The sequence below is a fragment of the Bdellovibrio sp. HCB185ZH genome, assembly GCF_047302455.1.
Taxonomy (GTDB): Bacteria; Bdellovibrionota; Bdellovibrionia; order Bdellovibrionales; family Bdellovibrionaceae; genus Bdellovibrio.
Window position 1 is genome coordinate 2,537,425 of sequence record NZ_CP178624.1, and the last position, 14,622, is coordinate 2,552,046.

The window sequence follows — 14,622 nt, forward strand, 5'->3', positions numbered from 1 at the left end:
GCAGATATGAAAACAACAGATTCTAAACTTGGTTTTGCTACTCGTGCGATTCATGCGGGGCAAGCTCCAGATCCTACAACTGGAGCGATCATGACTCCGGTTTACATGACCTCGACTTATGTACAATCTTCTCCGGGCGTTCACAAAGGGTGGGAGTATTCTCGCACCCATAATCCCACTCGTCGCGCTTATGAAAACTGCATGGCAAGTCTTGAGAGCGGTAAATATGGTTTCGCGTTTGCCTCTGGCTGTGCGGCAACGACTGTGATTTTACATCTTATCAAAGGTGGCGATCACGTTATTGCGATGGATGATATGTACGGCGGCACTTTCCGTTTGTTTGATAAAGTTCTAAGACACGATGGCATGGAGTTTTCTTTCGTTGATTTGACGAAAGTTGAAAACTTTGAAAAGGCGATCAAGCCAAATACGAAGATGGTCTGGTTGGAAACTCCGACAAATCCGACTTTGAAATTGGTCGACATCAAAAAAATCTGCGCGATCGCGAAAGCAAAAGGCATCATCGTCGCAGTTGATAACACATTCATGAGTCCTTACTTCCAGCGTCCTTTGGAATTAGGTGCTGATATCGTTGTTCACTCGGCGACTAAATATATTGGTGGTCACAGTGATGTGGTTGGCGGTGTGGCCGTGACTTCTCGCGAAGACATTGCAGAGCGCATGGCATTTTTAAGTAACTCGATGGGTCCGATTCAAGGACCATTTGATTCGTTCATGTGCTTAAGAAGTTTGAAAACTTTACCTTTGCGTATGAAGGCCCATCAAGAAAACGCGATGGCGATCGCTCGCTTTTTGGAAGGTCACTCGAAAGTTGAAAAGGTGATCTATCCTGGTTTGGAAAGTCATCCGCAACATGCTTTGGCGAAAGAGCAGATGCACGGTTACGGCGGTATGATTACTTTCTACATTAAAGGTGGAATCGAGGCGGCTCGTAAGTTCTTGGAAAGCGTAGAAATCTTCGCTTTGGCCGAGAGTTTGGGTGGGGTTGAGAGTCTGATTGAACATCCTGCGATTATGACGCATGCCTCCGTGCCAGCTGAAAACCGCAAGGCTCTAGGCATCGACGACACGCTAATCAGACTGTCTGTGGGTATTGAAGACCTTAATGACCTGCTTTCAGACCTAAAATCTGCATTCGACAAAGTCTAATTGTTGACAGGCAAGGGGGGCAAAAGTTAAACCAATGTCTCTCTTAACGACAGTCTAGAGATTTCCGAATGGCTTGGTAGCTCAGTTGGTAGAGCAGAGGACTGAAAATCCTTGTGTCGGCGGTTCAATTCCGTCTCAAGCCACCATTTTTTAATATTATATCCCACCCAAAAGGTGGGATTTTTTTTGCAAAAAAAGGCTCCTTTTAGGAGCCTTTTTCTTTTTTAAAGCCTATTTCTTTTCAAGCAAGCTTCTTAGCATCCACGCTGTTTTCTCATGAACTTGAAGTCTTTGAGTCAAAAGATCTGCTGTTGGTTCGTCACTTGCTTTTTCAACAACTGCGAACAAACCACGCGCTGTGCGAGCAACAGTTTCTTGACCAAGAACAAGTGTCTCGATCATTTTTGTCGCGCTTAATTTTTCTCCCGGAATTTCTTTGATGGAGGAAAGTTTAGAGAATTCTGCATAAGTACCTGGGGCATAGTGACCCAAAGCACGAATACGTTCAGCGATCAAATCAACTGCCAACGCCAATTCAGTGTATTGAGTTTCAAACATCAAATGCAAAGTCTGGAACATGGGACCTTCAACATTCCAATGGAAATTGTGAGTTTGAAGATAAAGAGTGTAAGTGTCAGCCAAAAGAGTCGAAAGACCTTTTGCGATTTCTTTTCTGTCTTTGTCATTAATACCAATATTGATTTTCATCGAGGCCTCCTATAGCGCCACTTATCTTAGACCAAATCGATGAATGTTTGAAACGAAAACGAAATGCGACTCGACCGGGAATATTATTTCTTAGAAACGAATTTATTGTCGGCGATATAAAATCGCAAGGGCCACTGTGCGGCTTCGCCTGCGTAATCAACGCCCACCCGTGGTTTAGCGGCGATCTGACTTTTCGGAACTTTAAATCCATCATCTGAAAGATATAGCGGAGAGTTTTTCCTCCACAAAGCAACACCATCGTGTTCTTTGGTGATCCCATAGTGGCGACATAATTTTCCAGGTCCGTTGGAAACGAGCATGGATTTATTAAAGGTTGCTGCGAGCGGAAGAGGTTCAACCGCACGAATTAAAATAGCTTCGGGGTGCTCTTCAGTTCTAGTGACTATGTTTAAACAGTTATACATTCCGTAAATCAGATACACATAGCTGTGACCACCTGACAGGTACATCGATTTCACACGGGGAGTTTGACGACCTCCGAACGTGTGACAGGCAGGATCTTTAATTCCCAAGTAAGCTTCAACCTCAACAATGCGTGCAAGCTGTTCTTTGCCCGTGGTTTTTATATGCAAAGTTTTTCCCAGCAGGGATTTCGCCACTGATGCCGTATCCTCAAAATAGAAATCTTGAGGAATGATACTCATGGAGTTCGTACCACAAAGCTAATCTGACGACCGGCTTGTTCCTTGTCGCGACGGTGAGAGTGAAAGAATTGATCCTTCACTGTATCGATATGCAGAGTTGAAACATTCTCAAGAGAAATTCCCTGGGACTCCAACTGCGCTTTAACGATCAAGTTGATGTCGACCAGGCTTTTCTCTGTGGATAGATCTGTGTAAAACATCTCTTTTTCTTCGCGAGACATTTCTGGAAGACTAGCCAGGATTTGATCGCGCACATCGTGACCCACTTCGAAACTGTCTTTTTGAATATGGGGGCCGATGGCTACTTCAATTTCTTGCGGAGGAATTCCACGCTTAACCATATCGCGAATTGTATTGATAAGAATGCGGTTCGCGACACCACGCCAGCCGGCGTGAACACCTGCAATGGTGCCACTTTTCGCGTGATAGAATAAAGCCGGAACACAGTCGGCAGTCACCACACACAGAGCTAGGTAACGGGCGGTGGAAATATGTCCATCAGCGTTCACCTGATAATCAAGTGAAGCATCTTTAGATTCCACGACGATATCGCTATGAGTTTGTTTCACGCGCACAAAATCAAAATGAGGATAAGCCACTTTGAGATTTTGGATTTGCGATTCTTTGCCGCCAAAAAAATATGTCACGTGAGAATTTTTGATCTCATAACCTAAGGGAGTTTTTTCTATATTCATACTAAACCCCACTTTTTAATCAGAGATAAAATTTCTTCTGGCCAGTCTTGTTTAAAGAACATTCGCTCCTGAGTGCGCGGATGAGTGAACCCCAGCTCGGCCGCGTGGAGCAGGAATCTTGGGAGTGCACGAAGATCCTCTTGAATCTGACGTTGCTCAACAGATTTGATTTTGCGATCTGCTCCATACAGGGTATCGCCAGCAATCGGTAAACCATTTTCAGAAAGGTGAACACGGATCTGATGGGTACGACCGGTCTCAAGCTTTAGTTTCATATAACTAAGACCGCTTTTTCGACTCACTGTTTCGTAGTGAGTGACGGCCCATTTGCCAATCATGGGTGGATCTTCATAATCTTGCAAAGGTCTGCGATCATCACCGATCACAGAAGCGTACTTTTTACGATCCACCGGATGACGAGCTAAAAAGCTTTTGATAGTTCCACTTAAATTGCGAGCGGTTCCGATCGTCACCGCGTAGTAAATACGATGGGTGCTGCGCTCTTTAAATTGCGATGTTAAAGACTCGTGAGCTTTGTCGTTTTTGGCAACAACGATTATACCACTGGTTTCTTTATCCAGGCGGTGAACAATGCCGGGACGCTCTTCTCCAAATTTCATGGACAGATCATCCGTGTGCGAGATTAAAGCATTCACTAATGTGTCGTGCGCGTGACCCGCTGCTGGATGGACAACTAATCCAGCAGGTTTATTAATCACAATCACATCTGAATCTTCGAATAAAACATCCAGTTTTAAATCGTAGGACTGAAGTTCCGTCGGAACGGGCGCAGGGAGAGTGATCTCAAGTAAATCGGTCGCTTTTAAGGCCAACGAAGCCTTGGCGACTTTGCCATTCACTTTCACGAGGGAGTTTTCAATCAGGTGCGAAGCGCGAGAACGAGTTTCCACTTCCGGCAGTAGTGTCAGTGCTTTATCCAGACGCAAGCCAACCATCTCGGGCAGAACGGGAGTCTGTATTGTTGTTCCCAGATTTTCGGAGTTGGATTTATTTTCCAAGCGCTTGTTTGAAGGTCTTCATATAGGAGTCAGCGGCTTTTTTATCGTCGACACCCAAAGCTCTTGCGATTTGCACAACGTAACCGCGAACAAATACAACAGCTGGAAGATTATCAGGTTCAGTTTTTTCGATGGCTTTCACGTACCACGCGTTGATCTTAGTGATCTCGCTCATGCGTTCAACCGTGATGCCTTTGTATTCGCGAACTTTTTTAAGGAATTCGCCTGTCCAATTTTCCTGGTTTTTGATCTCTTTTTCGAAAGCTTCATCTTTAGTGTAAGCCGCGGCAGGTTTTTTCTCGGTCGCTTTCACTTCAACTGGAGCAACCTTCTTGCTCGCTTCAACGATAGATGCGTAAGTCAGATCATTCAGTGAAGCCATTCCACTCAATAGTCTTTGGTCGTAGATGTTTCTCAAGATTTTGTTACCAAGGACTTGATAAGCTTCCTCGATCAGGACCAGGAACTCACGAGCTTCCTGTTCAGAAAAAATAGTATAGATAGCTGGATTTTCACCAGAGTATGTATCGCGAGCACGTTCGTACGCTGCGGTCACTTCGTGTTGAGGTGAGTTTGCAGGTAATTCAAGAATTTCATAGTAATTAGAACGTGTTGTCGCTTCCATGCACCTATTATACTACGGCGCGAAGTTCCTCGGGATCAATAAGTTGTTTGCACGTGGTCAAAAATTGTCCCGCGAGCCCGGTGAAGGGTTGAGCAAATAGCACGTGTTCACGGCCCTTTACCGACTGCCACACCGCATTGTCGAAGTCGATGGCAGCAGCGAAATCAATACTAAGGTCGTAGTACTTATTGCAGACGCTTTTCATTCCGTAACCAAGCTCGGAATGATTTTGATAACGACAACTGTTAACGATCAAACGGACGGGCTTTGCCGTTAGACTTTCAAAGAAGTCGTAGTTCAAGCCTGTCTGTTCCTTTAAGTACGAACGGAACGAAAAAGGTTTACCCAAAGTTCTTTGGCGATGACTGCGCAAAGTAGTCAGCATGTTGCCATAAGCATCCGGAGTCGAATCCTGTTTTAGCGAATGACACACGAAAGCTTCAATAAAGCGATAAGTTTTTTCGATGCTAGTAGGTTCAGGAGACGTTACCAGAAATTTTTCATCTGCAGCTTTGAATAGTTGCAAGTGCGCTTCTAAGGCACCAGCTCCTAAATCTACGATCACGTAGTCTGCGCGAAGGGCATGAATCTGCGGAATCAAATTTTCGATCTGATCCATTGTGAAATCAATCGGAGACCAGGAGTCCCAGAAGCCCTGAACATAGGAAAGATTTGAATACTGAGTTGGAATCACCAGGTCTTGAAGTGTTTTAACACCTTCAAAGTAGTGACGGATATTCATGTGAGAAGGATTTATGCCAAGAACTGTGTGAACATTTGCGCCACTTAAATCCAAATCAACGATCACGACAGAGTGACCCAGTTTAGAGAGTGTGATGCCAAGACTTGAAGAGACAAAAGTTTTTCCAACGCCACCTTTTCCGGATGCCGTCACCCATAGCTTCGCTCGGGATTTTTCATTGGAAGAAGTTTTGAAGTTCAGAGTTTCAACATTGTCGTTTTCGAAGTCGCGTTCCATGGACTGTCCTATTTCAACGGGGAAATTAAAATCCCTTTTTTTGTCTCTTCGGCTTCAGATGCGCGAATATAAAGAGGAATAAACGATTTCCAGTCTAAAGTTTGTCCACGTAAAGCACGCTTTTCAGCCATCAAACCCAGAGTGCGAGCCTGCGGCTCATCCGGAAGTTTCGAATCGCGATGCATTTTGCTTTTCATATTTTCAGGAAAGTACTCGTGATATGTTTCCCATCCATCGCCCACAACCATCACTTCCATGTCGATATGTTGGGATAATTCGCGAACGGGAATAGCTGCTGGACCTTTCAGATAGACCGGCTCTTCGCCTGAACAATCAAAAAGTCCCAAATACACCATGTTCTTGTAAGCATTCATGATTGCCAAAACTGGAAGCGTTGATGGGCGAGCCTGTTCGGCCAGCAACATCAACGAATCAATGGTCACCATGGGCTTATTAAAGCTATACGCGTAGGTTTTGCCAGCGTTGGCGGCGACGCGAATACCTGTAAAACTCCCTGGCCCCTGACCGACCGCAAACACGTCGATTTCCTCGAGTTTTAAACCCGCGGTTTTCAAAGTATTTTCTACGAAGGGGGAGATGATTTCTGTGTGGGACTTTTGTCGCTGAGAGGATTCCTCAGCGACAACTTTTCCGTTTTGAATCACAGCCACTCCACCAAGCAGAGTGCTGGTTTCCATGGCTAGGATTTTCATAGGCCGAATAGGCGAGTAAAGTCATTGAACAAGGCAAATACCATTAAGCTCATTAACAACGCCATTCCTACTTGTTGGGCAATTTCCATTTTACGCAGACTCAAAGGTGCGCCTTTAACTACTTCGATCACATAGAACACCAAGTGACCACCGTCCAAAACCGGAATCGGTAACAAGTTCAGAATGAACAAGTTCACAGAGATGATCGCCATCATTTGCAAGAATGGCGTGATACCCATTTTATAAGTTTCACCTGCTGCCTGACCGATCGATAGGACGCCGCCGATATTTTTCGGAGAGATCTTAGCTTCAAACAGACGAACAAAGCTCATCACTGTCATTACAGTGAAGTCCCATGTTTTCTCTGTGCCACGAACCACAGCTTCCAGTGGATTATTTGTGCGAACTACTAAAGTGTCAGGCAACGCCAAGTTCACAACCGGTGCAATGCCGATTGTGTAGCGTTTTTCTTCGCTGCCAGCGGCTGTCATTTGCGTTGTCATCTTAGGAGTGATTTTCAAATCAACATTCTGACCCTCACGCAAAACTTTAATGTCGACTGGATTTTTACCGTCAAAGGATTTGATGTTAGCAATAACATCATCCCACTTATTCAAAGTTACGTTGTTGATCGCAACCAGGCGGTCGCCTTCTTTGATTCCCGCGGCTTTCGCTGGGGAATTGTCCATAACTTTAGAAAGGTAAAGTTCAGAGGACTCAAGGCCCAATGCAGGCAAGCTGAAAGTCTTCATGCTTTCAAGGGGAGCCATCGTTACTGTGATTGGCTTGTCCGTTTTGTCGCCTTCGCGTTTCCCCATTACTTCCAAAGTCAAAGTGTCTTTGGAGTTCATTTTAGCAAGCGTTGATTCAAGATCTCTCCAGTAAGAGATTTTTGTACCGTTGATGCCAACAATGGAATCACCGGTACGTAAACCCAATGCATAAAGCGGTGAGTTTGCAATTACGCCGACAGTTGTGCCCGCTGACATGGCTGTCAAACCCTCAACGTTTGCAACATAGTTGTATGAGCTTAGGATGTTTGGATTTGGTTCTGCTTTAGCCACAACAGCGATCTTGGATTGCTCTTGGCTGCCTTGGTGTTGAACCACGACATCCAGATGCAGATCTTGCTCTTGCTTCAAGCTTAGAGTTTTTTGGATCTCTTCCCAAGTTGCGATTTGTTTGTCGTTAATGGAAATGACTTTATCGCCTGAGCGGAAGCCGGCTTCATAAGCTGCAGATTTAGGATTGATGTCACCCAGAATCGGCATTTTTGCATCTTCGCCAACTAAGGCAACGATGCCCAAAACCAAAATCGCAAAGAAGAAGTTCATCAACGGACCCGCAAGAACGACAGCGATACGTTGCCACACCGTCTTGTGCGTGAATGAAACTTTTTTGTCTTCTTCAGAAATATTTTCGCCTGGTTGTTCACCAAACATTTTCACGTAACCACCCAGTGGTACGATGGAAAGTGCGTAGGTTGTGTCGCCCTTTTTATACTTCAGAATTTTTTTACCAAAGCCCAAGCTGAATACTTCGACTCTCACTCCACACCAGCGAGCCACAAGGAAGTGACCAAGCTCATGCACGAAAATCAAAATTCCGAGCAAAATGACGAAAGGAATAACGACCGACAAACCACTATTGATGTAATTTAGAAGCATTTCCATCCGGTTATTCTAATTGGATGGAGCTATTCTGAGCTACTAAATTACAAACTTTATGTCGGGGTGCTCGACTTTATTCTTACGACAAAAGATGAGACAGGATCACAACGCCAAGCAAAACTACCGGACTAGCGAATAGGACACCGTCAATTCGATCCAGGACTCCGCCATGGCCAGGCATGATCTTTCCTGAGTCTTTGACCTCAGCCACTCGCTTAAGAAGTGATTCGAAGAAGTCTCCGAACTGACCGACATATCCTGAGACAGCAGCCAGTCCCACAATGAAATACCCGGAAAATTCCGGCAGCAAATATTTCCAGCAGATTGTGCCCGCAACTACGGAGCCCAAAATTCCACCAAGGGAACCTTCCCAAGTTTTCTTAGGAGAAACCGAAGGCATAACTTTGTGTTTTCCAAATAGAACACCAAAGCAATAAGCCATCGTGTCGCCCGCGAAAACAACGGCCAGCAAATAGATAAACCAGAAGATACCTTGTTCCTGATCAAGCAAACGGAAAGCAAACGATGGCAGCAGTCCCACATACATCAAACCCAAGGCTGCATTCGCCTGAAATTTTCCCATGCGCTGCAGATCGCCTGTCGTGTGCAATTTCAAAAGGCTGATGATAGTCAGAAGAATAAGAGAAATAGCATAGACGATGGCGCCCAAGTTTAAAGCCATAGTCGAAACAGCAAAGACGAAAAACGAAAGAATGAAAAATGCTGTTCTTAACGTTTTTGAAGTTTCAGTTTTAAATAGAATTCCCAGAAGTTCCCAGGCGCTCAATGCTACGGCGACAGCGATAATGATTTTCAAGCCTGGAATTTTCAGGAAATAGTAAAGCGCAAAGATGATTGCCAATGCCACTATGGCAGAAGCGGCTCTAGTTAGAAAGCTTTTCCAAGTTGTCATTTGTAGAGACCTTGCCATAACGGCGTTGTCTCACGGAAAAAGCATTCAAGGCTTCCTCAAGATGAGCTTCTGTGAAATTAGGCCACAGAGTTTCCGTGAAGTAGAATTCCGAATAAGCGGCCTGCCATAACAAGAAATTTGAAAGTCGTTGCTCGCCGCTTGTTCTAACAATCAAATCAGGATCTGGAGTCGGATACGTGCTTAACGAAGTGCTAATCAAAGCCTCATCGATTTCGTCAGGTTTAATAGCACCCTTGGCAACCATCTGTGCGATATCACGCACGGCCAAAGTGATTTCCTGGCGAGAGCCATAGCTCAATGCAAAGACAAGGTTTAAGCCTGTGCATTTAGATGTAGCTTCGCGAGCCTGTTGAATAGCGTTGAATACGTCAGCAGGAACTTTGGAAAGATCCCCAATGACTGAGAAGCGGATGTTTTCTTTAACCAGATTGCTGGTCTCTTTGCTTAAATAACGACGCAGAATTTTCATCAGGAATGAAACTTCGGCTTGAGGGCGGAACCAGTTTTCAGTGGAGAAAGCATAGAGTGTAAGGTTTTTGATTCCCCTACGAGAGCAGGCTGTGATGATTTTCTTTGCGACGCGAGTACCTTTGATGTGACCAAAAGTACGTGGCTTTCGCTTGAGCTGAGCCCAACGACCGTTACCATCCATAATGATTGCAATATGCTTAGGTAGAGTCACCGGGCTCCCAAAACCTAGATTGTCAAAATTGACTTTTCTTTTTCATCAGCGATTTGATCTACTTTTTTGATCATATCGTCTGTCACTTTTTGAATGTCAGCTTCACCTTTTTTAGCTTCGTCTTCGCTTAGAGGTGCTTTTTTGTCAGCTTTCATTTTTTTGATAGCTTCATTGGCATCACGACGAGCCATACGAACAGCCACGCGTGCTTCTTCAGCGATCTTCTTAACTTGCTTAGCAAGGTCTTTACGACGCTCTTCGGTTACGTCAGGAACTTTCAAACGAATCACTTTACCATCGTTCATTGGGGCCATGCCCAATTCAGATTTGATGATCGCTTGTTCGATGTCTTTAAGAATAGATACTTCCCAAGGCGCAATAAGGAAAGATTTCGCATCTGGTGTAGAGATGGAAGCGACTTGTGAAAGTGGAGATGGATTTCCGTAGTAGTTTACACGAACGCCATCAAGCATAGAAACTTGCGCGCGGCCTGTACGGATTTTTTTAAGTTCTTCACCCAAAGCAAGAACAGATTTATCCATTTGAGCTTGAGCAGTCTTTTTAATCTCAGCAATTGCCATGTTGAATCTCCTTGTGGCGCCCTATTGTACCAGGGTGCCGATGTTTTCACCTTGAACAGCTTTAAGGATATTACCCGGAACTGAAAGGTCAAAAGTAATAATCGGAAGTTTGTTATCCATGCACATTGAAATCGCAGTTGAGTCCATGACCTGAAGGCCGCGATTTAGGACATCGATATAGCTGATTTTATCGAATTTCTTCGCATCAGCATGTTTCACAGGGTCTTTATCGTAGATACCGTCAACTTTAGTCGCTTTCATGATCACTTCAGCATCGATTTCCATCGCGCGAAGAGAAGCGGCTGTATCTGTTGTGAAGTAAGGGTTTCCAGTACCGGCACCGAAGATCACCAAGCGGTTTTTCTCCAAATGGCGAATAGCTCTGCGGCGGATATAAGGCTCTGCGATTTCAGCCATTTCAATAGCTGTTTGTACACGAGTTGGAACACCAGCTTTTTCAAGAGCGTCTTGAAGAGCCAGGGCATTGATACAAGTTGCAAGCATGCCCATGTAGTCAGCACTTGCGCGATCCATGCCTTCGGCAGAAGCGGCAACACCACGATAGATGTTACCGCCACCGATAACGAGACCAATTTGAACGCCTGCCTTGTAAGCTTCTGCTACGTCATTCGCAATCTGTGTGATTGTCGCAGTGTTGATACCAGTCCCTTGCTTTCCAGCAAGAGCCTCGCCACTTAACTTAAGCAAAATACGCTTATAAACAGGCGCTTTCAAATTAGTGTCCTTTCATTTGAGCTGCAACTTCAGCTGCGAAGTCGTTGGATTTCTTTTCGATACCAGCGCCCAATTCAAAACGTACGAAACGTTTAACTGTAACGTCAGCGCCGATTTCTTTACCAACATTTTTCGCCAAGTCAGAAACTTTCAAGTCCGGATTTTTAACGAAAGCTTGGTCCATCAAGCAGTTTTCAGCCAAGAACTTACGGATTTGACCTTCAACGATTTTTTCGATCATTTCTGGTTTTTTGCCGGATTCAAGGTTTTTAGCAGTCAGGATTTCTTTCTCTTTAGAAACAACATCCGCAGGGATTTGTTCAGAAGAGATCGCCATTGGGTTCATCGCAGCGATGTGCAATGCAACGTCTTGAGCGAAAGTTTTAAGAGCTGGGTTAGAAGTCGCTTCTGGTTTAGAAACGCCAACTTCGATCATCACGCCGATTTTACCTTCACCGTGCACATAAGTGTGAACCAATGTGTTTGCAGTAGAAGTGTACTTTTCTTGACGACGAAGAACGATTTTTTCACCGATAGTAGCAGTCGCTTCAGTGAAAAGGTCGCCCAATTTTTTAGAGGTGTCTTTAGAGAAAGGTTGAGACAAAACGTCAGCAGCAAGTTCAGTTTTGAACATGTGCTCAGCTACGTCAGCAGCCAAAGCTTTGAAACCGTCGTTACGAGCAACGAAGTCAGTTTCAGAGTTGATTTCCATAACAAGACCAGTGTTGCCGTTGATTTGTGCGAATACAGCACCTTCAGCAGCGATACGGTCAGCTTTTTTAGCTGCAGCGCCAAGACCTTTTACGCGCAACCATTCAACAGCAGCGTCGAAATCGCCAGAAGTCGCTTCAAGCGCCTTTTTGCAATCCATCATACCTGCGTTAGTTTTTTCTCTTAGCTCTTTAACAAGAGTAGCGGAAATAGACATTAGGAAGACTCCTTTTAACTAGATCATTTTAATAAGACTTTTATCAAAATTCCTCAGTGATACCGAGGAGGACTTGTCGCGCCGAAGCTTTAGCGAAGGCGGAACAAAGGAAAGGGTGGTCAAGCCACCCTTTCTTCAGCGAACTGACAGAAATTACTCTGCAGATTCGTCTTTGTTTTCAAGCTCAGCTTGGATCTCAACTTCTTCTGCTGTACCAGCAGCAACAAGTTTACGACCTTTGTTGGCTTTAACAACTGCAGGACCAGCAGCTTTTTTAGGAGCTTCTTTAGCACCAGCTTTTGCAGGAGTGCGACGTTTAGGAGCGTCTTCTTTACCTTCAGATTTAGCTTCTTTAGCAACGTCAGATTGTTTGTCTGTCATTGTGCGAAGTTTTTGTTCCCAAGTTTTAGAACCTTCAAGGTAAGCGTCTGCAACTAGGTTAGCGAACAATTTGATAGAACGGATCGCATCGTCGTTCCCTGGAATTGGGAAATCGATAGACTCTGGATCAGAGTTTGTATCAGCGATACCAACAACAGTCATACCCAAGCGTTTAGCTTCAGCAACTGCGATGTGTTCTTTAGGAAGGTCTACTACGAACATTACAGAAGGCATTTCTTTCATGTCGCGGATACCGTTCAAGAACTCAGACAAACGAAGGTATTCTTTTTCGATTTTTGCGCGTTCTTTTTTAGTAAGGTAGTTGAATTCGCCTTTTTCTTTCATAGCATCAACTTTACGAAGACGATCGATAGAAGATTTGATCGTTTCGAAGTTAGTCATCATGCCGCCCAACCAACGTTTAGTAACGTAGTATTGACCGCATTTTGCTGCTGCTTCTTGAACAGGCTCGATAGCTTGTTTTTTAGTACCAACGAAGATCATGCGACCACCGTTAGCAGCGATTTCTTTTACGTATTCAGCAGCTTTGTTCGCACGAACAACAGTTTTTTGCAGGTCGATAATATGGATACCGCCGCGAGCTGTGTAAACGTAAGGTTTCATTTTTGGGTTCCAACGCTGTGTTTGGTGTCCGAAGTGAACTCCAGCGTCTAGCATTTCTTTCATGGTAACTTGTGCCATGGTAGTACGTCCTTTCTGGTTAATCCTCCTCTAGTGCAGAGCCAGCTTTTTTTGATTCGCCGGAAGACCCCTTTTTCAGTACTCGGGGACCAGGTTGTGCTCTAGAGTGTGTTATTGTTGGACTCACGGGATATCATAGCGTGGCACTGAAGAGCAAGGATCTTTTGCTCAGTCTGGTAGCAGAGATTGAGTATTGAAAACCGCCAAAAAGAAACGCCGCAGCATTTCTGCGGCGGCGTTAGTAAAACTTTAATTATATCAATATCTTACATTGTAGCTTCGGAGAACTCTTCAGTTGTCGCTGCTGGCGCCAAAGTTTCTTCGACTTTAAATCCAAGGGAAGCAACGATCATTTCTGCCTGTAAAAGAGCGCCCACAAGGTTCTTTTGCTCGTTCAAAGTGGCAGAGGAAACCCACAGATTTTCCAAGCTTGGAATTGTTTGGTTCGCACTCAGCTTTAAATCGCCATTGCCAGCGATGTACGGGGAGACAAAGATTCTTTCGCTTCTCAAATTATCCAAGGCTTCAGGATATGCGCGTTTCACCTGGCGTTTGATTTTCTTCAAAGCCGTACCCACAACTTCGCTGTCTTCAGTGGATTCAGACTCAATGAATGTGATCCATTGAGAAGCTTGAATCATATTACCATCAACTTCCACAGCAGGAAGGAAGCGGCCAGCACATGGACCGATTTCATCTTGAGTTGTGCCGTTTAGAACGTGCATGGCTGTGGAATCAGTCACGGCCTTACCGTGGCAAAGATCAATACACAAAGCCGTCCAGTAGTTATTCTTGCTCAGTTTTGCGCGAGCACGGGCAGAGATCGTATCTTCTGGCAAAAGAAGAGCAAGATCGCGAACCGTACCGGCAAAGATAAAGTTTTGCGCGTGAATAGTTTTTGAACCATTCACAGTCACAGAATTTACGCGTTCACCCTCGTGCTGGAATTTCGTCACATAAGAACGAGGCATGAAATCGCCAGTGAATTTTTCCATCAACAACTGTGCCCATTGGTAGGGTTGCAATTGTAAATCGATGCGTTTGCTGGAAGTAAAATAAGAAAGCTCTTCCCAGAAAGCTGGCGGGTTCTCACCGAAGCCCAAGAAAGTTTTAAAGTTACCAGAGTCATAAGTAACAGGTGCTTCATCTGAAACATCAGCGATTACTTTTTGACCTAGAAGGTTTTCCAGGAAACCCAAAGCTTTTTCAGACAAAACTGAATCAGGAACAAAGCGGATACCGTTATTGATAGGGCCGGTGGGGAAGTTAATTTGTTTGTTGGCGCCAGAGGAAATATCCAAGCCTTCCAACAAAACGACATTCTTAGTTTCGCGGCTAAGAGCTGCTGCGATGCTAAGACCTGTTAAACCACTACCGATAATTGCGTAATCATAAATATGAGCCATGCAAATACAATCCCCTACATGACCGGGAC

16 protein-coding genes and 1 tRNA gene are annotated in these 14,622 nt (G+C 44.7%); 2 read left to right on the top strand and 15 right to left on the bottom strand.

Features of this window, described 5'->3' with window-relative positions; all coding sequences use genetic code 11:
- The first annotated feature begins 6 nt into the window (after window positions 1-6).
- Window positions 7-1,170, top strand: a complete 1,164-nt coding sequence (locus ACLSU7_RS12435) for a cystathionine gamma-synthase (RefSeq protein WP_413292202.1) — start codon at window positions 7-9, stop codon at window positions 1,168-1,170.
- Window positions 1,171-1,240: 70 nt separating this feature from the next.
- Window positions 1,241-1,316: transfer RNA gene (locus tag ACLSU7_RS12440), tRNA-Phe, on the top strand.
- 85 nt (window positions 1,317-1,401) lie between these two features.
- Here ACLSU7_RS12440 and ACLSU7_RS12445 read toward each other — a convergent pair.
- The 15 genes from ACLSU7_RS12445 to ACLSU7_RS12515 all read right to left on the bottom strand — a co-directional run bounded on the left by ACLSU7_RS12445 (window position 1,402) and on the right by ACLSU7_RS12515 (window position 14,593).
- Window positions 1,402-1,878 (bottom strand): Dps family protein, encoded by a 477-nt coding sequence (locus ACLSU7_RS12445; RefSeq protein ID WP_413292203.1) that lies wholly within the window; start codon window positions 1,876-1,878, stop codon window positions 1,402-1,404.
- Window positions 1,879-1,961: 83 nt separating this feature from the next.
- Complete coding sequence (locus ACLSU7_RS12450) at window positions 1,962-2,543, bottom strand: DNA-3-methyladenine glycosylase (protein WP_413292204.1); 582 nt, start codon at window positions 2,541-2,543, stop codon at window positions 1,962-1,964.
- Complete coding sequence (gene pgeF / locus ACLSU7_RS12455) at window positions 2,540-3,238, bottom strand: peptidoglycan editing factor PgeF (RefSeq protein WP_413292205.1); 699 nt, start codon at window positions 3,236-3,238, stop codon at window positions 2,540-2,542. The genes ACLSU7_RS12450 and pgeF overlap by 4 nt, the downstream gene beginning before the upstream one ends.
- Entirely contained in the window at window positions 3,235-4,257 is a 1,023-nt protein-coding gene (locus ACLSU7_RS12460; protein WP_413292206.1) for an RluA family pseudouridine synthase, read from the bottom strand. Before ACLSU7_RS12460 ends, pgeF begins: the two co-directional genes overlap by 4 nt.
- The gene (locus tag ACLSU7_RS12465; RefSeq protein WP_413292207.1) at window positions 4,247-4,882 is read right to left on the bottom strand and encodes a helix-turn-helix domain-containing protein; all 636 of its coding nucleotides are present in this window, start codon (window positions 4,880-4,882) and stop codon (window positions 4,247-4,249) included. Before ACLSU7_RS12465 ends, ACLSU7_RS12460 begins: the two co-directional genes overlap by 11 nt.
- 7 nt (window positions 4,883-4,889) lie before the next feature.
- A complete protein-coding gene (locus tag ACLSU7_RS12470; RefSeq protein WP_413292208.1) occupies window positions 4,890-5,861 on the bottom strand; it encodes a P-loop NTPase in 972 nt (323 codons plus the stop codon).
- 8 nt (window positions 5,862-5,869) lie between these two features.
- Window positions 5,870-6,574 carry a tRNA (adenosine(37)-N6)-threonylcarbamoyltransferase complex dimerization subunit type 1 TsaB gene (gene tsaB, locus ACLSU7_RS12475; RefSeq protein WP_413292209.1) on the bottom strand — a complete coding sequence of 235 codons (705 nt, stop codon included), beginning with the start codon at window positions 6,572-6,574 and terminating at the stop codon, window positions 5,870-5,872.
- Entirely contained in the window at window positions 6,571-8,247 is a 1,677-nt protein-coding gene (rseP, locus tag ACLSU7_RS12480; protein WP_413292211.1) for an RIP metalloprotease RseP, read from the bottom strand. Before rseP ends, tsaB begins: the two co-directional genes overlap by 4 nt.
- 76 nt (window positions 8,248-8,323) lie before the next feature.
- Entirely contained in the window at window positions 8,324-9,175 is an 852-nt protein-coding gene (locus tag ACLSU7_RS12485; RefSeq protein WP_413292212.1) for a phosphatidate cytidylyltransferase, read from the bottom strand.
- Window positions 9,129-9,860, bottom strand: coding sequence for an isoprenyl transferase (locus ACLSU7_RS12490; RefSeq protein WP_413292213.1), 732 nt, complete (start codon window positions 9,858-9,860; stop codon window positions 9,129-9,131). Before ACLSU7_RS12490 ends, ACLSU7_RS12485 begins: the two co-directional genes overlap by 47 nt.
- A gap of 14 nt (window positions 9,861-9,874) precedes the next feature.
- Window positions 9,875-10,441 (bottom strand): ribosome recycling factor, encoded by a 567-nt coding sequence (gene frr / locus ACLSU7_RS12495; RefSeq protein WP_413292214.1) that lies wholly within the window; start codon window positions 10,439-10,441, stop codon window positions 9,875-9,877.
- A gap of 21 nt (window positions 10,442-10,462) precedes the next feature.
- On the bottom strand, window positions 10,463-11,176 hold the full coding sequence (gene pyrH / locus ACLSU7_RS12500; RefSeq protein ID WP_142701929.1) for a UMP kinase: 714 nt from the start codon (window positions 11,174-11,176) through the stop codon (window positions 10,463-10,465).
- Between the two features lies 1 nt (window position 11,177).
- Complete coding sequence (tsf, locus tag ACLSU7_RS12505) at window positions 11,178-12,104, bottom strand: translation elongation factor Ts (protein ID WP_413292215.1); 927 nt, start codon at window positions 12,102-12,104, stop codon at window positions 11,178-11,180.
- Between the two features lie 153 nt (window positions 12,105-12,257).
- A complete protein-coding gene (gene rpsB / locus ACLSU7_RS12510; protein ID WP_413292216.1) occupies window positions 12,258-13,187 on the bottom strand; it encodes a 30S ribosomal protein S2 in 930 nt (309 codons plus the stop codon).
- Between the two features lie 266 nt (window positions 13,188-13,453).
- Window positions 13,454-14,593 carry an NAD(P)-binding protein gene (locus tag ACLSU7_RS12515; RefSeq protein ID WP_413292217.1) on the bottom strand — a complete coding sequence of 380 codons (1,140 nt, stop codon included), beginning with the start codon at window positions 14,591-14,593 and terminating at the stop codon, window positions 13,454-13,456.
- Between the last annotated feature and the right edge of the window lie 29 nt (window positions 14,594-14,622).

Excerpts from the sequence above, each read along its gene's own strand:
- ACLSU7_RS12515 (WP_413292217.1), bottom strand. The coding sequence starts at position 14,593 with ATGGCTCATATTTATGATTACGCAATTATCGGTAGTGGTTTAACAGGT.
- frr (WP_413292214.1), bottom strand. The coding sequence starts at position 10,441 with ATGGCAATTGCTGAGATTAAAAAGACTGCTCAAGCTCAAATGGATAAA.
- rseP (WP_413292211.1), bottom strand. The coding sequence starts at position 8,247 with ATGGAAATGCTTCTAAATTACATCAATAGTGGTTTGTCGGTCGTTATT.
- ACLSU7_RS12450 (WP_413292204.1), bottom strand. The coding sequence starts at position 2,543 with ATGAGTATCATTCCTCAAGATTTCTATTTTGAGGATACGGCATCAGTG.
- pgeF (WP_413292205.1), bottom strand. The coding sequence starts at position 3,238 with ATGAATATAGAAAAAACTCCCTTAGGTTATGAGATCAAAAATTCTCAC.
- rpsB (WP_413292216.1), bottom strand. The coding sequence starts at position 13,187 with ATGGCACAAGTTACCATGAAAGAAATGCTAGACGCTGGAGTTCACTTC.
- ACLSU7_RS12445 (WP_413292203.1), bottom strand. The coding sequence starts at position 1,878 with ATGAAAATCAATATTGGTATTAATGACAAAGACAGAAAAGAAATCGCA.
- ACLSU7_RS12470 (WP_413292208.1), bottom strand. The coding sequence starts at position 5,861 with ATGGAACGCGACTTCGAAAACGACAATGTTGAAACTCTGAACTTCAAA.
- ACLSU7_RS12465 (WP_413292207.1), bottom strand. The coding sequence starts at position 4,882 with ATGGAAGCGACAACACGTTCTAATTACTATGAAATTCTTGAATTACCT.
- ACLSU7_RS12435 (WP_413292202.1), top strand. The coding sequence starts at position 7 with ATGAAAACAACAGATTCTAAACTTGGTTTTGCTACTCGTGCGATTCAT.
- tsaB (WP_413292209.1), bottom strand. The coding sequence starts at position 6,574 with ATGAAAATCCTAGCCATGGAAACCAGCACTCTGCTTGGTGGAGTGGCT.
- ACLSU7_RS12485 (WP_413292212.1), bottom strand. The coding sequence starts at position 9,175 with ATGGCAAGGTCTCTACAAATGACAACTTGGAAAAGCTTTCTAACTAGA.
- tsf (WP_413292215.1), bottom strand. The coding sequence starts at position 12,104 with ATGTCTATTTCCGCTACTCTTGTTAAAGAGCTAAGAGAAAAAACTAAC.